Origin of the sequence: Pelomonas candidula (assembly GCF_043555985.1) — a bacterium.
GTDB classification, from domain to species: Bacteria; Pseudomonadota; Gammaproteobacteria; order Burkholderiales; family Burkholderiaceae_C; genus Pelomonas; species Pelomonas candidula.
The window spans coordinates 14,305-34,642 of record NZ_JBIGIC010000018.1; the positions used below are offsets into that span (position 1 = coordinate 14,305).

At 64.7% G+C, this 20,338-nt stretch carries 13 protein-coding genes and 4 tRNA genes; 14 read left to right on the forward strand and 3 right to left on the reverse strand.

Going from position 1 to position 20,338, the window contains the following annotated elements; all coding sequences use genetic code 11:
- Positions 1 to 107: 107 nt before the first annotated feature.
- A complete protein-coding gene (locus tag ACG04R_RS25565) occupies positions 108 to 2,756 on the reverse strand; it encodes a TonB-dependent receptor (RefSeq protein ID WP_394416805.1) in 2,649 nt (882 codons plus the stop codon).
- 420 nt (positions 2,757 to 3,176) lie between these two features.
- On the opposite strand from ACG04R_RS25565, the gene ACG04R_RS25570 reads away from it, so the two are divergent.
- Together ACG04R_RS25570 and ACG04R_RS25575 are read left to right on the forward strand one after the other, a co-directional pair.
- The gene (locus ACG04R_RS25570) at positions 3,177 to 4,136 is read left to right on the forward strand and encodes a cupin-like domain-containing protein (protein WP_394416807.1); all 960 of its coding nucleotides are present in this window, start codon (positions 3,177 to 3,179) and stop codon (positions 4,134 to 4,136) included.
- Between the two features lie 10 nt (positions 4,137 to 4,146).
- Positions 4,147 to 5,190 (forward strand): cupin-like domain-containing protein, encoded by a 1,044-nt coding sequence (locus tag ACG04R_RS25575; RefSeq protein ID WP_394416809.1) that lies wholly within the window; start codon positions 4,147 to 4,149, stop codon positions 5,188 to 5,190.
- Between the two features lies 1 nt (position 5,191).
- Here the strand turns inward: ACG04R_RS25575 and ACG04R_RS25580 are convergent, their stop codons facing one another.
- Positions 5,192 to 6,802 carry a tryptophan halogenase family protein gene (locus ACG04R_RS25580; protein WP_394416811.1) on the reverse strand — a complete coding sequence of 537 codons (1,611 nt, stop codon included), beginning with the start codon at positions 6,800 to 6,802 and terminating at the stop codon, positions 5,192 to 5,194.
- Positions 6,803 to 6,909: 107 nt separating this feature from the next.
- A complete protein-coding gene (locus tag ACG04R_RS25585; protein ID WP_394416813.1) occupies positions 6,910 to 9,726 on the reverse strand; it encodes a TonB-dependent receptor in 2,817 nt (938 codons plus the stop codon).
- A gap of 630 nt (positions 9,727 to 10,356) precedes the next feature.
- Here ACG04R_RS25585 and ACG04R_RS25590 point away from each other — a divergent pair.
- The 12 genes from ACG04R_RS25590 (at position 10,357) to rpoB (ending at position 20,333) form a co-directional block, all read left to right on the forward strand.
- Positions 10,357 to 10,441, forward strand: a tRNA-Tyr gene (locus tag ACG04R_RS25590).
- Between the two features lie 38 nt (positions 10,442 to 10,479).
- A tRNA-Gly gene (locus ACG04R_RS25595) sits at positions 10,480 to 10,553 on the forward strand.
- Positions 10,554 to 10,637: 84 nt separating this feature from the next.
- Positions 10,638 to 10,712, forward strand: a tRNA-Thr gene (locus ACG04R_RS25600).
- Positions 10,713 to 10,761: 49 nt separating this feature from the next.
- On the forward strand, positions 10,762 to 11,952 hold the full coding sequence (gene tuf / locus ACG04R_RS25605; protein WP_394416815.1) for an elongation factor Tu: 1,191 nt from the start codon (positions 10,762 to 10,764) through the stop codon (positions 11,950 to 11,952).
- 16 nt (positions 11,953 to 11,968) lie between these two features.
- A tRNA-Trp gene (locus ACG04R_RS25610) sits at positions 11,969 to 12,044 on the forward strand.
- 144 nt (positions 12,045 to 12,188) lie between these two features.
- Complete coding sequence (secE, locus tag ACG04R_RS25615) at positions 12,189 to 12,575, forward strand: preprotein translocase subunit SecE (RefSeq protein WP_394416817.1); 387 nt, start codon at positions 12,189 to 12,191, stop codon at positions 12,573 to 12,575.
- Positions 12,576 to 12,586: 11 nt separating this feature from the next.
- On the forward strand, positions 12,587 to 13,165 hold the full coding sequence (gene nusG, locus ACG04R_RS25620) for a transcription termination/antitermination protein NusG (protein WP_394416819.1): 579 nt from the start codon (positions 12,587 to 12,589) through the stop codon (positions 13,163 to 13,165).
- Between the two features lie 224 nt (positions 13,166 to 13,389).
- Positions 13,390 to 13,827: a 50S ribosomal protein L11 gene (gene rplK / locus ACG04R_RS25625; RefSeq protein ID WP_394416821.1), complete on the forward strand. Its 438-nt coding sequence runs from the start codon at positions 13,390 to 13,392 to the stop codon at positions 13,825 to 13,827.
- 1 nt (position 13,828) lies between these two features.
- Entirely contained in the window at positions 13,829 to 14,539 is a 711-nt protein-coding gene (gene rplA / locus ACG04R_RS25630; RefSeq protein WP_394416823.1) for a 50S ribosomal protein L1, read from the forward strand.
- A 282-nt stretch (positions 14,540 to 14,821) separates the two neighbouring features.
- The gene (rplJ, locus tag ACG04R_RS25635; RefSeq protein WP_394416825.1) at positions 14,822 to 15,346 is read left to right on the forward strand and encodes a 50S ribosomal protein L10; all 525 of its coding nucleotides are present in this window, start codon (positions 14,822 to 14,824) and stop codon (positions 15,344 to 15,346) included.
- Between the two features lie 54 nt (positions 15,347 to 15,400).
- Positions 15,401 to 15,781 carry a 50S ribosomal protein L7/L12 gene (rplL, locus tag ACG04R_RS25640; RefSeq protein WP_394416827.1) on the forward strand — a complete coding sequence of 127 codons (381 nt, stop codon included), beginning with the start codon at positions 15,401 to 15,403 and terminating at the stop codon, positions 15,779 to 15,781.
- Positions 15,782 to 16,211: 430 nt separating this feature from the next.
- Positions 16,212 to 20,333, forward strand: coding sequence for a DNA-directed RNA polymerase subunit beta (rpoB, locus tag ACG04R_RS25645; protein WP_394416829.1), 4,122 nt, complete (start codon positions 16,212 to 16,214; stop codon positions 20,331 to 20,333).
- The last annotated feature ends 5 nt before the right edge of the window (positions 20,334 to 20,338 follow it).

Consider the following 20,338-nt stretch of genomic DNA (forward strand, 5'->3'; position numbering starts at 1 on the left):
CCGGCACGGCCACCGGGCTTCGCCCGCGCAGTGCTGCGCCTGCCGCGCCAGAAAAAAAGCCCGGCGGCTGCCGGGCTTGAAGGGGAGGAGACAAGGGGACGTCGGGGTCAGAACTTGGCGGTCAGGCCCAGCTTGTAGGTCGTCTCGCCCTTGAACGACCAGGCCGGGAAGCCGGCGCGCAGCGGGTCCTTGATGGCCGTGTTGCTGGCGGCCGCGGCGCCGTACTGGATGTCGTCCTGCTTGGTCAGGTTGACGGCATCCAGGCTCAGCTTCAGCCACTTGTTGATGTTCCAGCCGAAGGAGGCGTCCAGCGTGCCGAAGCTGGCATGCATGCGGTTGCCGTACCAGAACGCGCCCTCGCGGATCATGTACTTCGAGCGCCAGTTGTAGGCCAGGCGGCCGAAGTAGGTCTCGTTCTCGTAGTAGCCGACCAGGTTGACGTTGTGCTTGGAGGCCTGGGTGAACAGGTTCAACCCGTCCAGGAAGCTGCTGCCGGGGGCCTTGCCTTCGGTGAAGGTGTAGTTGCCGCTGACGCCGAAGCCATTGCTGAAGCCGTGGTTGACCTGCAGCTCCAGGCCGCGGATGGTGCCGCCACCGGCGTTCTGGAAGCTCTGGACTGTCCAGTTGTCCACCTTCGTCAGCGGGTCGACCAGGCCGACCTTCTGGTTCTGCAGGACGTTGGCGACGACGAAGTTGGAGATGTCCTTCAGGAAGTAGGTCGCCGACAGCAGATTGCCCTTGCCGTAGTAGTACTCCAGGCTGAGATCGGCCTGGCTGGACTTCATGGGCTTGAGGCCGACGTTGCCGACGGTCCAGGTCTCGTTGTTCGGCCGGTCGTCGTTGTAGCCGGACACCGTCACGCCGAACATGTTGGCGAAGTTCGGGCGGGTGATGGCCTGGGACGCCGTGGCGCGCAGCACCAGGTCCTTGCGCAGGTCGAAGGCGATGTTGAGGCTGGGCAGCACGTCGTTGTAGGTGGAGTCCGTGGACGCCGTGGTCTTGGCCCAGTTCTGGTTGCCGGAGTAGGCGTCGGCCGGCGTCGTGCCGTCGAACTTGTAGCCGGTGCTGGTGACCTTGGTCGAGATGTAGCGCAGGCCGAAGTTGCCGCGCACGCCCTCGGTGTCGAACTCGAACATGCCGTAGGCCGAGCGGTTCTTCTCGTTCAGCTCGCCGTAGCCCGAACGATCTTCCACCCAGGAGCCGATGCTCTTGGAAGTGTTGTTCAACATGGCGCTGATGTCGGGGCGCGGAACCGACCAGCTGGCCACGTTCACCGAGCCGCTGAACAGTGTGTTGGTGTTGGTCAGCGCATTGATGCCGTCACCGTCCTGGATGAGTCCAACGCTCCAGATCGGGCGGAAGCTGCGCTTCTCGAAGGTATGGTCAGCCAGACGGACACCGGTCTTGAAGGCGCTGATGACGCCCCAATCCAGATTGAAGGTCGCGTCGAACTGGCCGAACTTCTCCTTGTCCTTGTTCGGGCCGGAAGACGTGGCCCATGACCTGGCCGCCAGCTGCGTCGGCAGAGCGCTCAGGCCCCAGGACTGGTTGGACGTCGGGTTGATCTCGATCTCGTGACCGGTGGCGTCGATCGTGCCTTGCCAGTTCGGGCGGTTGAAGACGTTGCTCCAGGAATTGGTCTGGTAGTTGGTCGTGATGGACGTGCCACCCTTGGCGCTGGTGTCGCCGAGCACGACGTCGAACTTGGCGTTGTCGAGCTTGTAGTGGGCATCCGCCACGACGCTGTTCGAATCCATGCTGGCACCACGGGCCCAGACTTGGAAGAAGCGGTTCTGCAGCGGATTGGCGGCCGTCGTCGTGCTGTGCAGGCACATGCCGTTCGGGTTGAAGATCGACTCGACAGCGGTATTGCGCTGGTCGCAGTTCGGGTCGTGCATCAGGTAGTCGCTGGTGTTGGAGCTGTTGGCGTCCAGCTTCATCTTCAGCACGTTCAGGCCCAGCTCCAGACCCTCGACCGGGCGCGCCTGCAGTGCGACGTTGAGCGACGTGCGCTTGCGCTCCTGAATGAAGGCGGTGGGGGCCACGTCGCTGTTCCAGCGGCTGTCGGACTCGACGCCGTTGCGGATGTAGTTGCCCTTGGAGATGCCGGCGGCCACCAGGGCGCCGAAGCGGCGGTCAGCGGTGCGCCAGCTGTAGAGGCCGGAAACCTCCTTCTCGGGCTCGCTGATGGAACTGTGGCTGTAGTGCGTGCTCAGGAAGACGGTGTTGGGGTCCAGATCCAGCGGCTTGCGGGTCTTGACGATCACGGTGCCGCCGATGCCGCCTTCGGTCAGGTTGGCCTGCGACGACTTGTAGACCTCCATGCCGCCGATCATTTCAGCGGGCAGCAGCGAGTAGTTGAACGAGCGGTCGATGTCCATCTGGTCGTACCAGCCGGTGGACGCGACGGTCTGGCCGTTCAGCGTGGTGTAGGTCATCTGCGGGTCGGAGCCGCGGATGGACACGGACGCGCCCTGTCCGAATGCGCGGCCGACGGACACGCCGGGGATGCGGCCCAGCGCCTGGCCCACGTCGGAGTCGGGCAGCTTGCCCACGTCTTCGGCCGACACGGCGTCGACGACGGCGCTGGCGTTCTTCTTGATCACCGCGGCGCTTTGCAGCGAGGCGCGGATGCCGGTGACGACGACTTGCTCCAGCTGGGTGGATGCGGGTGCCTCCTGTGCCTGGACGGCGAATGCCGCGCCCAGCAGTGACAGCGAGACGGCTGCTGCGATGGGGGTCTGCTTGACCTTCATGATCTCTGGTTCCTCGTTGTGGCCGGTGGTTCGATGCGGAGGTGGTGGTGGCCTGCCTGCATACCACCTCAAGTCCGGTTTGCTTCGATCACGCGGTGAACGATATGCAACCAGTGCAATGCCACTATAGGTATCGATAAATCCACTTAGCTACCAATTGTGAGTGGGTAGTTTCCCGGGTGGCTTAGGTGTTCCATGGGAAGAGGGCGGGTTTTCTCTGTGATTGCCCCGCCTTGGTGCGCCAACTGGTATTGGATTGGGATTGAGTTTTTGCCAGAATCCTGTTGTTCACCAGCGACGCAGACGACACCAGACGCAGGGCTTGGCGCTGACATCGGGTGGCTGGTATGTTGGTGGCCTTGTCTTGGAGGGCGTGGATGCGAGGATCGAATGGCCGGCGATGAGGCGCCCTCAGCGGGCATGACTCCGGTTGAAAGCTGGCCGGCCACGGACGGGCCGGACCTGCGCCAGCGGCTGGAACAGCGTGCCGAACCGGTGCTGCTGAAGGGGCTGCTGAGCCACTGGCCCGCCGTCGAGGCGGGGCGTGCCGCCGTGCTGGGGATCTGCGACTACCTCGCCCGTTTCGACCGCGGCGCAGAGGTCATCGCCACCAAGACCCGCGCGGCGGCGCGGGGCGTCATGGGCTACAACGACACGCTGACCGACTTCGCCTTCGTGAAGGCGCGCATGCGGCTGCCGGAGTTCATGGCCAACCTGGCTGCCTACCTGCCCGTCGACGGTGCGCCGGCCATCGCCGCGCAGTGCGCCAAGGTCAGCGAGGTCATCCCCGGATTCCTGGACGAGAACCCGCTGCAGGCGCTGCCCGGCGTCGTGCCCAACTTCTGGCTGGGCAATGCGCTGACGGTGCCGGTGCATCACGACCATCCGTACAACCTGGCCTGCGTGGTGGCCGGGCGGCGGCGCTTCACGCTGTTCCCGCCCGATCAGGTGGGCAATCTCTACATCGGCCCGCTGGAGCACACGCCATCGGGCGCGCCCATCTCGGTCGTGCATCCCAAGGCGCCTGATTACGAGCGCTATCCGCGCTACCGCGAGGCGCTGGCTGCGGCCCGCGCCGCCGAGATGGCGCCGGGCGATGCGCTCTACATCCCGCCGCTGTGGTTCCACCAGGTCGAGGCGCTGGAGAAGGTCAACCTGCTCGTGAACTACTGGTGGCCTGTCGTGGGGCTCCCCGGCGACGCTCAGCTGCCCGCGCCGGTCGCCACGCTGATGCAGGCCATCCGGGTGCTGAACGCGCTGCCGGCGGCGCAGCGCGACGCCTGGGCGGCGATGTTCGAGCACTACGTCGTGCAGCGCGACCTCGACCCCACCGCCCACATCCCCGAACCCTGGCACGGCGTGCTGGCGCGGCGGCGTTGATCGGAGTGCCATGCAGCCGATGAAGGAACTGACCGGCCTGACGCGCGATCGCTTCGAGCGCGACGTGGTGCCGGCGTACGAGCCGGTGGTGATGCGCGGTGTGGTGGCGCACTGGCCGCTGGTGGCGCAGGGCCGGGCGGGGCTGGAGCCCTGCCTGCAGTACCTGATGGGTTTCGACGGCGGCCAGCCGGTGGACGCCGTGCTGGCCAGGCCCGAACCCACGCGGGCCTTCAGCTACAAGCCCGGGCTGGACGGCTTCAACTTCACGCACGACAAGCGGCCCTACGCCGCGCTGTTCGAGCAGCTCTGGCGCTACAGCCACTTTCCCGAGCCGCCCAGCCTCGCGGCCCAGAGCGCGCTCGTGTCGGACGCCTTGCCAGGCCTGGATCGCGCGAATGCGCTGCCGCTGCTGGACGCCGCCGTGGCGCCGCGCATCTGGATCGGCAACCGTGCCACGGTGCCTGCGCACTTCGACGATTCGCACAACATCGCCTGCGTCGCGGCGGGCCGGCGACGCTTCACGCTGCTGCCGCCGCAATGCGCGCCGCTGCTCTACCTGGGCCCGCCTGACTACGCGCCCACGCCGGCGCCGATGTCGGTCGTGCCCGACCTGCACCGGGCCGACCCGGCGCGCTTTCCCCTCGTGGCGCAAGCGCTGGAGCAGGCCGTCGTGGCCGAGTTGGAGCCGGGTGATGCGATCTACATCCCGCCGCTGTGGTTCCACCAGGTCGAGGCGTTGGCGCCGGACCTGAACATCCTGATGAACTACTGGTGGCGCCCGCTGGCCGCACCGCAGCGGCCGGACGACCTGCACCTGGCTGCGATGCGGCTGGCCATGCTGGCGCTGCGCCATCTGCCGGAGGGCGAGCGCGAGGGCTGGCGGGCCTTGTTCGGGCACTACGTGTTCGGCGCCCGTGGCGAGGTGCTGGCGCACATCCCGCCAGGGCAGCGCCACCTGTTCGGCGACATCGACGCGGCACAGGATGCCGCGCAGCGCCAGGACCTGGTGGGCCGGCTGAAACGCGCGGCGGATGGTGACGGCGGGGTCGGCTGAGCTACCAGGTGTAGATCTGCAGTGCCTTGTCGGCGACACCCGGCGGGATGTCGGCCAGCAGCGCGCGGTGGTCGGGGAAGTTGCTGGCGCTGCGGGCAATGAAGTCGTCCACCGCGGCCAGGTTATGGCGGGCCTGGTGCGTCGTGGGCGGCTGCAGGTCGTTCGGGTCGGGAAAGATGCCCATGCCGGCCAGCAGCGCGTACCAGGACACGGTGGGGTAGCCGCCGCCGAAGCGCCCGGCCTTCAGCGCCGCCACCAGCGGCTTGCGCGACAGCCACGTCATCAACACGCCCTGCAGCGACTCCGAGAGGTGCATGTTCTCGGCGTTCTCGCGCCAGTAGGCGGTGTCGGTGCGGGAGTTGGTCTTGTAGTGCGCCACGATGTAGTCGCGCGTGTTGTCGAAGCGCCGGCGCATGGCCTCGTTGAACTGGTCCTGCGCCGAGGTGCCGAGGTCGCCCTTCTCCAGCGCCTCCACCAGCATGGACGCCGTGACCTGCACGAACAGCAGTGCCGTGGCCTCCAGCGGCTCGATGAAGCCTTGCGACAGGCCCACGGCCACGCAGTTGCGGTTCCAGACCTTGGCCATGCGGCCCACGCGCATCTTGAGGTGACGCGCGGGGACGTCGGCATCCAGCAGGCCAAGGTGGGCGCGCAGCTCGGTCTCTGCTTCGTCCGCCGAGCAGTGGGCGCTGCTGTAGACGTAGCCGTTGCCCTGGCGCTGGGTGAGCGGGATCTTCCATGCCCAGCCGTGGCGCAGCGCGGTGGACACGGTCTGCGACTCGAGGGGGCCGTCCAGCGGCGTGGGCAGGGCGACGGCCGCGTCGTTGAACAGGTTCTCGCCGAAACCGATGAAAGGCGTCTGCAAGGCCTTGCCGGTCAGCAGCGAGGCGAAGCCGGTGCAGTCGACGAAGAAGTCGGCCGCCAGCGTCTCGCCGTCGTCGAGCTGCAGGCGGTCGATGTCGCCGCGCTCGTTCAGCAGCACCTGCGTGACGTGGCGCTGCAGGTGGGTCACGCCGCGCTGCACCGCTTTGGCGGCGAGGAACTGACCCAGCAGCGTGGCGTCGAAGTGGTAGCCGTACCAGACGTCAAACGGGAAGTTGGTGTTGGCGCGCGGGCCCTTGGCCTGGCGGCCGAGCGTGGCGGAGATGAAGAATCGATCGGGGTGGGCATACACGTCTGCCCCTTCCAGCCGGGCATGCACGTTGTCCACGAAGGGATGCATGGTCATGTTGTCCAGCATCGACACGAACGGGTGGAAGTAGCGCTCGAAACCCGGCTTGGTGGACCAGCCCTCGAACGTGATGCCGCTCTTGTAGGTGGCATTGCAGGCGGGCATCCACTCCGACTCTTCGATGCCCAGGACCTCGAAGAAGCGACGCAGCCAGGGCGTGGAGCCCTCGCCCACGCCGATGATGCCGACCTGGGGAGACTCCAGCACCGTCACCTTCAGCCGCGGACCGTAGGCGGTGGTGGCCAGCATCAGCGCCGTCATCCAGCCGGCCGAGCCGCCGCCGACCACGCAGATGTGCTTCACGGGTGGTGGCACGTCCGTGCTGCCTCCGAGCGGACGCGCGGCGATGTACTGGTCGATGAGGGTGGCGGTGTCGCTCATGGGGCGCCTGAATGAATGAAGGGGAACGTGTGATGCACGTTCCCCTTCGATTGTGGTCAGCGGCGGCCACGGCCGGAGCCCGAGAGTTCCAGCAGTGGCAGCGGCGATCAGTACTTGATGCGGGCGGTCAGGTAGAACTGGCGGCCATTCTTGTAGAACGCACGCGGCTGGTCGGCCGTGGCGTAGTACTTCAGGATGGGGTCGTTCAGGTTCTGCGCATCCAGGCTCACGGCGAAGTGCTCGTTGAGCTTGTAGCCCAGCGAGGCCGACAGTACGCCCGAACCCTTCTGGAAGTAGTCCGTACCGCGGTCCTGGCCGACGAAGATGTCGTCGGTGTAGCCGTAGTTCACGCGGGCCGAGAACTGGTCGTTCTCGAAGAAGCCGCCCAGGTTGAACGAGTTCTTGACGTTGCCGCGCAGCACGTGGCCATCCTGGTCGTGACCCTTGGCCAGCGTGTAGTTGGCGCTGACGCCAAAGTTGTTGGCGATGGGGGTCTCGAACGCGAACTCCAGACCGTAGACCGACGCCTGGGTGTTGGTCGGGTAGTAGATGTCGTAGTTGCGATAGACCAGTTGATCCTTCAGGCCGGTCGGGTTGACCGAGCTCAGCAGGGCCGGCAACGTGGTCGAGCGCACCTTGTCCTTGATGTAGCCGTCCAGGCCCATGTAGAACGCGCCGGCCGACACGAAGGCGCGCGGCGCGAAATACCACTCCAGGTTGCCGTCGATGTTGTTGGAGCGGATCGGGGCCAAGTCAGGATTGCCGGATGAACCCCAGCCGTTGCCGGTGTCTTCCAGGTTTTTCGGATCGTGCTTGTCCAGGTAGCCCGACAGCGCGGTGTAGTCGGCACGGGTGAGGGTGCGGCTGACGGCGAGGCGCGCGACGATGCTCTTGGTCACGTCCAGGCGGATGCTGGCGCTGGGCAGCACGTCGGTGTAGCTGCTGCTGGAAGTGGTGCCCACGTAGTCGCCGAACGCGGACGAGATCGTCGGCTTCGTCGAGTCGCCCGGCAGGACCGGGCGCATGGAGCCGGCGTCCTGCTTGGTGCGAACCAGCCGCAGGCCGATGTTGCCGCTCCAGGCCTCGCCCTCCAGGTTGCCCTGCAGGTAGCCGGCGGTCGTCGTTTCCTTGACGCTGTATTCCAGGTTCGGGTAGCGACGGGTGACCGGATCACGGTTGGTGATCTTGGCGTTGTAGGCCGCCAGTGCATCGGCCGGGATGTAGGCGATGTTGGTCGGGAATCCGCTGCCGAGGCCGCTGCCGAAGTTGCCCGGGTAGTTGCCGCTGAAGGCCGGCACGGTGTAGGGCGAGAGCTGCGGCGCGTCCGCGCCGCTTGCGTCTGCGCAAGCGCTGGCCTTGCTCCAGTCCCAGGGGCCGACGCGGTACGGCGTGCCTGTGGCGCAGCCAGGACCTTGGCTGATGATGGGGCCGGTGTAGCGCTTGTGCTCAGCACCGCGTGCGCCGAACTGCAGGCTCTTGAGGGCGCCGGCGTCGAGCGTGTACTCGGCGTCCACCTGCGCCCAGGACTCCTTGTCGTTCACGACGACGTTCTGGGTGCCGAAGATCCAGTCGAAGTTCTGATAGCTGTTGTTGGTCAGCGAGAAGGCGGGGGCGCTGCCCGTGCCCTTGAGGTCGAATCCGGAGCCGCTCGACGTGATGTGGGACTCGAGCACGTCCTGGCTGCCCGTCTTGCCCTTGCCGGTGGAAGAACCGACGTTGGCCGTCAGGCGCAGTGCGTCGTTGACTTTCCAGCCGCCGTCCAGGCTCAGGAAGTTGGCCGAGGCCGAGGCCTGGCGCGAGATCTGGTCGTAGTAGCCGTTGTTGGTAGGCGTGGCGAAGGTGTAGTGCGCGCTGACCAGCGTGTTGTTGACGACCTTGTAGTCGGTCATCGTTGCGGCGTTTAGGTTCGCCGGGATGGCCGACAGCAGGAAGTTGCGGTTGTAGTTGTCCGCGTCCATCTTGGACGAGAACCCCGTCAGCGTCAGGTCGACGTCCTTGGTGGGCTTGAACTCGGCGCGGATCAGGCCGCCCTTGCGCTCGCGCTCTTGCGTGAAATAGGCGGAGCCGAGCATGTTCGGCGCCTTCACACCTTCCAGATCAGGGTGGGCGGCGATCAAGGCGGCGGCGTTGGCGCCGGTGCCCTTGCCCGTGAGCGTCTCATACGTGGCGATGTGGCCGTCTTGAGCAATGACTTCGACGCCGTCTCGACGCAGGTGGCGCTTTTCGGAGAACGCCTGCACCAGGACGCCGAAGGTCTTGTCTTCATTCTTGAAGTTGACCAGCGCGCTGAACTGCGGGTCGGTCTTGCCCGGCAGGCTGGCGTAAACCGCGCCCACGCCGGCTTCAAAAGTCAGCGCCTTCGCAAAGTCCAGAGGCTTGCGGGTGATGATGTTCACCGATCCCGCCGAGCCGCCCTCGACCAGGGAGGCTTGAGAGTTCTTGTGCACTTCGACGCGGCTGACCAGTTCCGACGGCAGCAGCGAGTAGCTGACGCTGCGGCCGACGCCGGCGCCGGTCTGATCGAGAACGAACCAGTCGCCGTTGGCGATGCCGTGACCGTCCAGCAGCGTCTGCGTCAGGCTGGGGTTGGTGCCGCGCAGACCCACGCGATCGCGCTCGTCAAAGCCGCCGGAACCGCCCGCCGGGCTGTTCAGGATGGTGACGCCGGGAACGCGGGCCAGCGAGTCGGCCACGTTCTTGTCGGGCATCTTGCCGATGTCTTCGGCCGAGATGACGTCGATGTGCGTGTCGGCGTTCCGCTTGACGCTCAGCGACTTCTCCTGCGATGCGCGGATGCCGGTCACGGTGACCATGTCCAGCTGCTGGGTTGCGGGCGCCTCCTGTTGCTGCGCCATGGCGGCGCTGCTGGCGCCGAGCAGTGCGATGAACACCGCCTGCGAGATGGGAGTCTGCTTGACCTTCATGAACTGATCCTCGTTGTGGCCAATGAAATCGGTCGGGCGGTGGTGCGTCCCCTGGTTGGTCTGCATACCACCTTGAGTCCGGTTGCGGCCGCTTTTCGAGTTGTCGCAGCTCTGCATCCCAGTGTGACACCACTGTAATGCGCGATAACGCCACTTTGCTACCAGTATCGACTGCGGAGTTTCCCGAGTGGGCGTCCTGAAGTGCGTGTGAAATAACGCTTTTACTGGGAGGGAGGGCGCTTTTGCCCTCTGGATATTGGTCTTTGATTGGCATCTTTCCCGTGGCTGTCAAATGTTGCGCGTCGGCTACGTTTGGTGTGCCGCGAGGTGGTCGGGGCTTGACGGGGTGGCCTGCTGGTCTCCCGGTTGCCTTGCTCTGGTGCTGAACTGGTCCTGAAGGCCGGTTGGCGCGTATGCGAGGCGCTGGTTTGTTGGCCGAGAGGCGTTTTCGCGATGCGGCTAGGCCTCTGCCGGCGTGGTTTCGGGCGGCGTTGTGCGTCGCATCTCGGGCGTGTCGATCGCCGCGCGGCAATCGCCGGATATCCAGGGGCATTGGCGCGAGGCTGTGTTCTTCTTGCGTGCCGCTGTTGCGCCCCACTCGGCCTGTGCTATAGTTGCGGGCTTGCCTCAGGAGGGGTGGCCGAGTGGTTAAAGGCAGCAGACTGTAAATCTGCCCGCATAGCGTACGCTGGTTCGAATCCAGCCTCCTCCACCAAAGCTTGCGCTTGCAAGCAGAGGTCAAGAGCTCCCAGGGCGGGAGTAGTTCAATGGTAGAACCTTAGCCTTCCAAGCTAATGACACGGGTTCGATTCCCGTTTCCCGCTCCATCCGAGTGGCTTGGTCGGCGAGCGTCGATACCGGTTTGCCGGCCAGCGGTTCAGCAATGAGCTTGGCGTCAAACCCGTGCCGATGCCCATGTGGCTCAGTGGTAGAGCACTCCCTTGGTAAGGGAGAGGTCACGCGTTCGATCCGCGTCATGGGCACCACCCTTTCTTTTTTCTACTCGTCTCAACGGGTTCGCCTCAGGAGCGCAAGATGGCAAAAGGCAAGTTTGAACGGACCAAGCCGCACGTGAACGTGGGCACGATCGGTCACGTGGACCACGGCAAGACGACGCTGACGGCAGCGATCGCGACCGTGCTGTCCAAGAAGTTCGGTGGCGAGGCCAAGGCCTACGACCAGATCGACGCGGCTCCGGAAGAAAAGGCCCGCGGCATCACGATCAACACCGCGCACGTCGAATACGAGACGGCCAACCGCCACTACGCGCACGTTGACTGCCCCGGCCACGCCGACTACGTCAAGAACATGATCACCGGTGCCGCCCAGATGGACGGCGCCATCCTGGTGTGCTCGGCCGCTGACGGCCCGATGCCCCAGACCCGCGAGCACATCCTGCTGGCTCGCCAGGTCGGCGTGAAGTACATCATCGTCTTCCTGAACAAGTGCGACATGGTCGACGACGCCGAGCTGCTCGAGCTGGTCGAAATGGAAGTTCGCGAACTCCTGTCCAAGTACGACTTCCCTGGCGACGACACCCCCATCATCAAGGGTTCGGCCAAGCTGGCCCTGGAAGGCGACACCGGCGACCTGGGCGAACAAGCCATCATGCGCCTGGCCGAAGCCCTGGACACCTACATCCCCCAGCCGGACCGTGCCGTTGACGGCGCCTTCCTGCTGCCGGTGGAAGACGTGTTCTCGATCTCGGGCCGCGGCACCGTCGTGACCGGTCGCGTCGAGCGCGGCATCATCAAGGTCGGCGAAGAAATCGAAATCGTCGGCATCCGCGAAGTCCAGAAGACCACGGTCACGGGCGTCGAAATGTTCCGCAAGCTGCTGGACCAAGGTCAAGCAGGCGACAACGTCGGCATCCTGCTGCGCGGCACCAAGCGTGAAGACGTCGAGCGCGGCCAAGTCCTGGCCAAGCCCGGCACCATCAAGCCCCACACCCACTTCACCGCTGAGATCTACGTTCTGAGCAAGGAAGAGGGCGGCCGCCACACCCCGTTCTTCAACAACTACCGTCCCCAGTTCTACTTCCGCACGACGGACGTGACCGGTGCCGTCGAGCTGCCGAAGGACAAGGAAATGGTCATGCCCGGCGACAACGTCGGCATCACCGTCAAGCTGATCGCGCCGATCGCGATGGAAACCGGCCTGCGCTTCGCCATCCGTGAAGGCGGTCGCACCGTCGGCTCCGGCGTCGTCGCCACGATCCTCGCGTAAGTTTTTTTAAGGCCACAGGGGCATAGCTCAATTGGCAGAGCGTCGGTCTCCAAAACCGAAGGTTGGGGGTTCGAGACCCTCTGCCCCTGCCACCCGCCACTGATCACGGCGGTTGGTTCCCTGGCTAACCAAGCATCGGCCCGCGAGAGAGATCTCGGCGGGCCTTGCTGCTGATGGCTACGGCCTGCGGCAGCGTCCGAAAAGCCGCCTCGATGGCGGCGCGTGAAAGACAAGTGATGGCGAATCCTCCCCAAGTCGAGACCGTGACAAGCGGCGCCGACAAGGCCAAGCTGGCCGCTGCGGTGCTGCTGCTGATCGGCGCGTTGGCGGCCTATTACGGGCTGTCCAAGCAAGGCGCGCTGGTGCAGTGGGCCTCGCTGATCGTGCTGCTGGCCGCTGGTGTAGCTGCTTTCTTCACGTCCGAGCATGGCAAGGCGCTGATCGCCTACGGCCGCGACTCGGTCCGTGAAGTGAAGAAGGTCGTCTGGCCCACGCACAAGGAAGCGCGCCAGATGACCGGCTACGTCTTCGCCTTCGTCGTTGTCATGGCGCTGTTCCTGTGGCTGACGGACAAGACGCTGGAATGGGCGTTGTACGACCTGATCCTTGGCTGGAAGCGCTGAGAAGGAACGAGATGAGCGAAGAGCAAAACGTCGCCGCCGCCGAGGCGCCTGCTGGCCTGCCCAAGCGCTGGTATGTGGTCCACGCCTATTCGGGCATGGAGAAAGCCGTCGAGCGCAACCTGCGTGAGCGCATCGACCGCGCCGGCATGCAGGACAAGTTCGGCCGCATCCTGGTGCCGACCGAGGAGGTTGTCGAGCTCAAGAACGGCAAGAAGGCCGTGACCGAGCGCCGCTTCTTCCCTGGCTACGTACTGGTCGAGATGGCGATGGACGACGAGTCCTGGCACTTGGTGAAGCACACGTCCAAGGTGACGGGCTTCGTCGGTGGTGCGAAGAACCGCCCGGCGCCGATCTCGGAGGCTGAGGTCATGAAGATCGTCAACCAGATGCAGGAAGGCGTCGAGAAGCCCCGGCCCAAGGTCGAATGGACGGTCGGCGAGGTCGTGCGCGTCAAGGAAGGCCCCTTCACCGACTTCAACGGTTCGGTCGAGGAAGTCAACTACGACAAGTCCAAGGTCCGCGTTTCCGTCACGATCTTCGGTCGTGCGACGCCGGTGGAGCTGGATTTCGCGCAGGTCGAGAAAGTTTGAAGAACCGAGAGGTTCGTCAAACTTCGCCGCTGGCCCGTAGGGCTCAAGGCAAAGTCTGAGGCGCTAGAATTGCGGGTTCGGCCGGCGTCCCCTGAACGTCGGCCCGTGATCAGTCTGCAACGAGAGGCGGACAAGAGGAGCAAAGGTAAGGACGCAAGTCCGAGTCCAATGCGCTAGCACTCAGGTGCCCAGGCTTTGCCGCCCGGGCGCTGATTGGAGAAAACATGGCAAAGAAGATTGTCGGCTTCATCAAGCTGCAAGTCGCCGCCGGCAAGGCCAACCCCTCGCCGCCGGTCGGTCCCGCGCTGGGTCAGCGTGGCCTGAACATCATGGAATTCTGCAAGGCGTTCAACGCCCAGACTTCGGGTCCTGGCTTCGAGCCGGGCATGAAGCTGCCGGTGGTCATCACCGCGTTCGCAGACAAGAGCTTCACCTTCGTCATCAAGTCGCCCCCGGCGACCGTGCTGCTGAAGAAGGCCGCCAAGATCGAGAAGGGCTCGCAGCGTCCCCACCTGGACAAGGTCGGCAAGCTGACCCGCGCCCAGCTGGAAGAGATTGCGAAGATCAAGACCAAGGACCTGACGGCTGCCAACGTCGACGCCGCTGTCCGCACCATCGCCGGCTCCGCCCGCTCGATGGGCATCATCGTGGAAGGGGTCTGACATGGCCAAGCTCACCAAGAAGCAAAAGGCGCTGGCTGGCAAGGTCGAATCGACCAAGCTGTACGCGCTGACCGAGGCCCTGGACCTAGTCAAGAGCCTGGCCACCGCCAAGTTCGATGAGTCCATCGACGTCGCCGTGCAACTCGGTATCGATGCCAAGAAGTCGGACCAGGTCGTTCGTGGCGCCGTCGTGCTGCCCAACGGCACCGGCAAGACCAAGCGCGTCGCCGTGTTCGCCCAAGGTGCCAAGGCTGAAGAAGCCCGCGCCGCCGGCGCCGACGTCGTCGGCATGGAAGACCTGGCCGAGCGCGTCAAGGCGGGCGACATGCCCTTCGACGTGGTCATCGCCTCGCCCGACACCATGCGCGTTGTCGGTACCCTGGGTCAGATCCTGGGCCCGCGCGGCCTGATGCCTAACCCCAAGGTTGGCACCGTAACCCCGGACGTCGCCACCGCCGTCAAGAACGCCAAGGCTGGACAGGTCCAGTTCCGCGTCGACAAGGCCGGCATCATCCACGGCACCCTCGGCCGTCGTTCGTTTGACACCGACAAGCTGGAAGGCAACCTGCGCGCGCTGATCGAAGCCCTGAACAAGGCCAAGCCGGCGTCGAGCAAGGGCATCTACCTGCGCAAGGTTGCCGTGTCCTCGACGATGGGCGTCGGCGCCCGCGTCGAAATCGCGTCGATCAACGCTCAGGCCAACGCCGCCTAAGCAACGACATCAGGCCCTGGTGGCCTGAGTCAAAGAATCTGCGCGGGGCGAGTCTGGCCCCGGGCAACAAAGATTGGTGGGGCGCCGACCGGGCAACCGGGCGGCGCGTCATCCAAGACCGCTGGTGGAGACCCCTTAAATCGAAGTTGCCGATCCGTCGGTGATGGAGAACCAGCGCAGATGGCGGTCCCGCTGAAAGGAATTCTTTCCTGACAGATGGTCGCTGAATCCCTGGCGCTCTCGAAGCCGCAAGGCCGAGGGAGCAAATGTGAGGAGTAGACCTTGAGTCTCAATCGCAACGAGAAGGCAGTCGTTGTCTCCGACGTCGCAGCGCAAGCTGCCAAGTCGCAGACGCTGGCGTTGGCCGAGTACCGTGGCCTCACCGTGGAAGCCTTGAACAAGCTGCGCGTCGATGCGCGTGCCAAGGGTGTCTATCTTCACGTGCTGAAGAACACCCTGGCCCGTCGCGCTGTCGCCGGCACCCCGTTCGAAGCGGCTGCGGAGAGCATGGTCGGTCCGCTGATCTACGGCTTTTCGGAAGACGCTGTCGCGGCTGCCAAAGTCATCGCTGACTTTGCCAAGACCAACGACAAGCTCGTCATCAAGGGCGGCGCCTACGGCGGCAAGGCTCTGGACGTCAATGGCGTGAAGGCCCTGGCCAACGTCCCGTCCAAGGAAGTCCTGCTGTCGCAAATCGCTGGCCTGCTCAAGTCGCCGGTGCAGCGCACCGCGGCCGTGCTGGCAGCCCTGGCTCAGCAACGTGGTGGTGGCGCCGAAGCGGCTGCCGAAGCCCCGGCTGCCGCCTGATCGACGACAAATCACGCGTTCACACGCAACCCATCTGTTTTTAGGAAATTAATCATGGCATTCGACAAAGACGCTTTCCTGTCCGCTCTGGACAGCATGACCGTTCTGGAACTGAACGATCTGGTCAAGGCAATTGAAGAGAAGTTCGGCGTGTCCGCCGCTTCGATGGCTGCTCCGGCTGCCGGTGGCGCTGGCGGCGGTGCTGCTGCTGCTGCTGAAGAGAAGACCGAATTCAACGTCGTGCTGGTCGAAGCCGGCGCGCAGAAGGTCGGCGTCATCAAGGCCGTCCGCGAAATCACCGGCCTGGGCCTCAAGGAAGCCAAGGACCTGGTCGACGGCGCTCCGAAGAACGTCAAGGAAGGCGTGTCCAAGGCTGACGGCGAAGCCGCTGTCAAGAAGCTGGTGGAAGCCGGCGCCAAGGCTGAGCTGAAGTAATTCGTACGGCGCTCGGCTACTGCGCCGGACGATCTCGGGCCTTCGATGCTCACCGCACGTCAGTGCGGTTGCGCGTCTCAGACCCGACCTCGACCGGCTCGCGACGCCGCGCGCCGCACGAATCTGGGTTTGCCTGGATTCAAAAAGGGGTTGCCGACAGGCATCCCCTTTTTCGTCTTTACGGGTATCTCCCCGTAGAGAACAGTTGAAAGAACCGTGCGCGGTATGATGCGCGGTTCTTTCACGTGTTCTCTGATCCGACTGCAGAGAACCAGTTTGGTCGGACTTTGGTGCAATGCCAGAGTTGTCCGCCAGCGGTTGGTAGTGGCCAACCACCAAGCTAGGCAGCCGCCCGTTCCGGGTGTGTGAGCCAGCCAGTCGCCGACGCGGTGCGTCCCACGGCCGGGGGCGCACTCGACACGGAGTGTTTATGGCGCAAGCAACCCCCTACAGCTACACCGAGCGCAAGCGGATCCGCAAGAGCTTCGGCAAGCGCGAGAGCGTTCTCAACGTTCCCTATCTGCTCACGATGCAGAAGGACAGCTACGTGGCCTTCCTGCAGAAGGACGTGGCCCCCGCCAAACGCAAGCCTGAAGGGCTGCAGGCGGCTTTTCTGTCGGCGTTCCCGATTGTTTCGCACAACGGTTTCGTCGAGATGAAGTTCCTCGAGTTCAACATCGCCAAGCCGCCGTTTGACACCCGTGAGTGCCAACAGCGTGGGTTGACCTATGCAGCCGCCGTGCGCGCGCGCCTGCAGATGATCATCTATGACCGTGAATCGCCCCAGGCGAAGACTGTCAAGGAAATCAAGGAACAAGAGGTCTACATGGGCGAAGTGCCCCTGATGACCGACTACGGCTCCTTCATCGTCAACGGTACCGAGCGCGTCATCGTGTCGCAGCTGCACCGTTCGCCGGGCGTGTTCTTCGAGCACGACAAGGGCAAGACGCACTCGTCGGGCAAGCTGCTGTTCAGCGCCCGCATCATTCCTTACCGCGGCTCCTGGCTCGACTTCGAGTTCGACCCGAAGGACATCCTGTACTTCCGCGTCGACCGCCGCCGCAAGATGCCGGTCACGATCCTGCTGAAGGCCATCGGCCTGAACCCCGAGCAGATCCTGGCCCACTTCTTCGTGTTCGACAACTTCCGCCTGATGGACGTTGGCGCGCAGCTCGAATTCGTCGCCGACCGCCTGAAGGGCGAAGTCGCCCGCTTCGACATCGTCGACAAGAGCGGTGCCGTCATCGTCGAGAAGGACAAGCGCATCACGGCCCGCCACGTGCGCCAGCTGGAGCAGTCCGGCACGCAGCACATCTCGGTGCCCGAGGACTTCCTGGTCGGCCGTGTGCTGGCCAAGAACATGATCGACGCCGATACCGGCGAAATCATCGCCAAGGCCAACGACGAGCTGACCGACGCGCTGCTGAAGAAGCTGCGCCAGGCCGGCATCAAGGAAATCCAGTGCCTGTTCACGAACGAACTGGACGAAGGCGCCTACATCTCGCAGACGCTGGCGTCTGACGAGACCGAGACGCAGCTCGCCGCCCGCGTCGCCATCTACCGCATGATGCGCCCCGGCGAGCCGCCGACGGAAGACGCCGTCGAAGCGCTGTTCAACCGCCTGTTCTACAGCACCGACACCTACGACCTGAGCCGCGTCGGCCGCATGAAGTTCAACGCGCGTGTCGGCCGTGACACGCCGGAAGGCGCGATGAACCTGTCCAACGAGGACATCCTTGACGTCGTCAAGATCCTCGTCGAGCTGCGCAATGGCCGCGGCGAAGTGGACGACATCGACCACCTGGGCAACCGCCGCGTGCGTTGCGTGGGCGAACTGGCCGAAAACCAGTACCGCTCGGGCCTCGCCCGCATCGAGAAGGCCGTCAAGGAGCGTCTGGGCCAGGCCGAGACCGAAGCCCTGATGCCGCACGACCTGATCAACTCCAAGCCGATCTCTGCGGCGCTGAAGGAGTTCTTCGGTGCGTCGCAGCTGTCGCAGTTCATGGACCAGACCAACCCGCTGTCGGAAATCACGCACAAGCGTCGTGTTTCCGCCCTGGGCCCGGGCGGTCTGACCCGCGAGCGCGCCGGCTTCGAAGTCCGCGACGTGCACCCGACCCACTACGGCCGCGTCTGCCCGATCGAAACGCCGGAAGGCCCGAACATCGGCCTGATCAACTCGCTGGCGCTGTTCGCACAGCTCAACGAGTACGGCTTCCTGGAAACGCCGTACCGTCGCGTGGTGGACGGCAAGGTCACCGACCAGATCGACTACCTGTCCGCCATCGAGGAAGGCAAGTACGTCATCGCCCAGGCCAACGCGACGCTGAACGCCGAAGGTTCGCTGACGGACGAGCTGGTCTCCGCCCGTGAGAACGGCGAATCGGTGCTGACCTCGCCCGAGCGCATCCAGTACATGGACGTGGCGCCGACGCAGATCGTGTCGGTCGCGGCCTCGCTCGTGCCGTTCCTGGAGCACGACGACGCGAACCGCGCGTTGATGGGCGCCAACATGCAGCGTCAGGCCGTGCCGGTGCTGCGCCCCGAGAAGGCTTTCGTCGGTACGGGCGTCGAGCGCGTCGCCGCGAAGGACTCGGGCACGGTGGTCGCGGCTCGCCGTGGCGGCGTGGTCGACTATGTCGACACGAACCGCATCGTGATCCGCGTGAACGATGACGAGACCGTGGCCGGTGAGGTCGGTGTCGACATCTACAACCTGATCAAGTACCAGCGCTCCAACCAGAACACCAATATCCACCAGCGCCCGATCGTGCGCCGTGGCGACAAGGTGGCGGCCGAGGACATCATTGCCGACGGCGCGTCCACCGACATCGGTGAACTGGCCCTGGGCCAGAACATGCTGGTCGCGTTCATGCCGTGGAACGGCTACAACTTCGAAGACTCGATCCTGATCTCGGAACGCGTCATCGCCGAAGACCGCTACACCTCGATCCACATCGAGGAACTGGTGGTCAACGCGCGTGACACCAAGCTGGGTTCGGAAGAAATCACCCGCGACATCCCGAACCTGTCCGAGCAGCAACTGGGCCGTCTGGATGAATCCGGCATCGTCTACATCGGTGCCGAGGTGAACCCGGGCGACGTGCTGGTCGGCAAGGTCACGCCCAAGGGCGAAACGACGCTGACGCCGGAAGAGAAGCTGCTGCGCGCCATCTTCGGCGAGAAGGCTTCGGACGTGAAGGACACGTCGCTGCGTGTCGACCAGGGTACGAGCGGCACCGTCATCGACGTGCAGGTCTTCACCCGTGAAGGCATCCAGCGCGACAAGCGCGCCCAGCAGATCATCGACGACGAGCTCAAGCGCTACCGCCTGGACCTGAACGACCAGCTGCGCATCGTCGAGAGCGACGCCTTCGACCGTATCGAGAAGCTGCTGGTCGGCAAGATCGCCAACGGCGGCCCGCAGAAGATCGCCAAGGGCACGAAGATCGACAAGGAGTACCTGGCTTCGGTCGAGAAGTTCCACTGGTTCGACATCCGTCCGGCCGAGGAAGACGTCGCCAACCAGCTCGAGTCGATCAAGAACTCGCTCGACCAGACGCGTCACAGCTTCGACCTGGCCTTCGAAGAGAAGCGCAAGAAGCTGACGCAGGGCGACGAGCTGCCCGCCGGCGTGCTGAAGATGGTCAAGGTCTACCTGGCCGTCAAGCGCCGCCTGCAGCCTGGCGACAAGATGGCCGGCCGTCACGGCAACAAGGGTGTGGTGTCCAAGGTCACGCCGATCGAAGACATGCCCTACATGGCCGACGGCACGCCCGCGGACATCGTGCTGAACCCGCTGGGCGTCCCGTCGCGGATGAACGTGGGTCAGGTGCTGGAAGTCCACCTGGGCTGGGCCGGCAAGGGTATCGGTCAGCGCATCGGCGACATGCTGCAGCAGCACTCCAAGGTGGCCGAGCTGCGCAAGTTCTTCGACGAGCTCTACAACCAGAGCGGCGGCAAGACCGAGAACATCGATGAGCTGTCCGACGCCGAAGTGCTGGAGATGGCCGAGAACCTGTCCAAGGGCGTGCCCTTCGCGACCCCGGTCTTCGACGGCGCCAAGGAAGAAGAGATCCGCGGCATGCTGAAGCTGGCCTATCCGGACGATATCGCCGCCAAGAAGGGGCTGACGGAAACGCGCACCCAGGCCTGGCTGTGCGACGGCCGCACCGGCGAGCAGTTCGAGCGCCCGGTCACCGTCGGCTACATGCACGTGCTGAAGCTGCACCACCTGGTGGACGACAAGATGCACGCCCGCTCGACCGGCCCGTACTCGCTCGTTACGCAGCAACCGCTGGGCGGCAAGGCGCAGTTCGGCGGCCAGCGTTTCGGCGAAATGGAAGTCTGGGCGCTGGAAGCCTACGGCGCCTCGTACATCCTGCAGGAAATGCTGACGGTCAAGTCCGACGACGTGAACGGCCGCACCAAGGTCTACGAAAGCATCGTCAAGGGCGAACACGCCATCGAAGCGGGCATGCCCGAATCGTTCAATGTGCTGGTCAAGGAAATCCGCTCCTTGGGCATCGACATTGAACTGGAACGCAATTAAGGAGC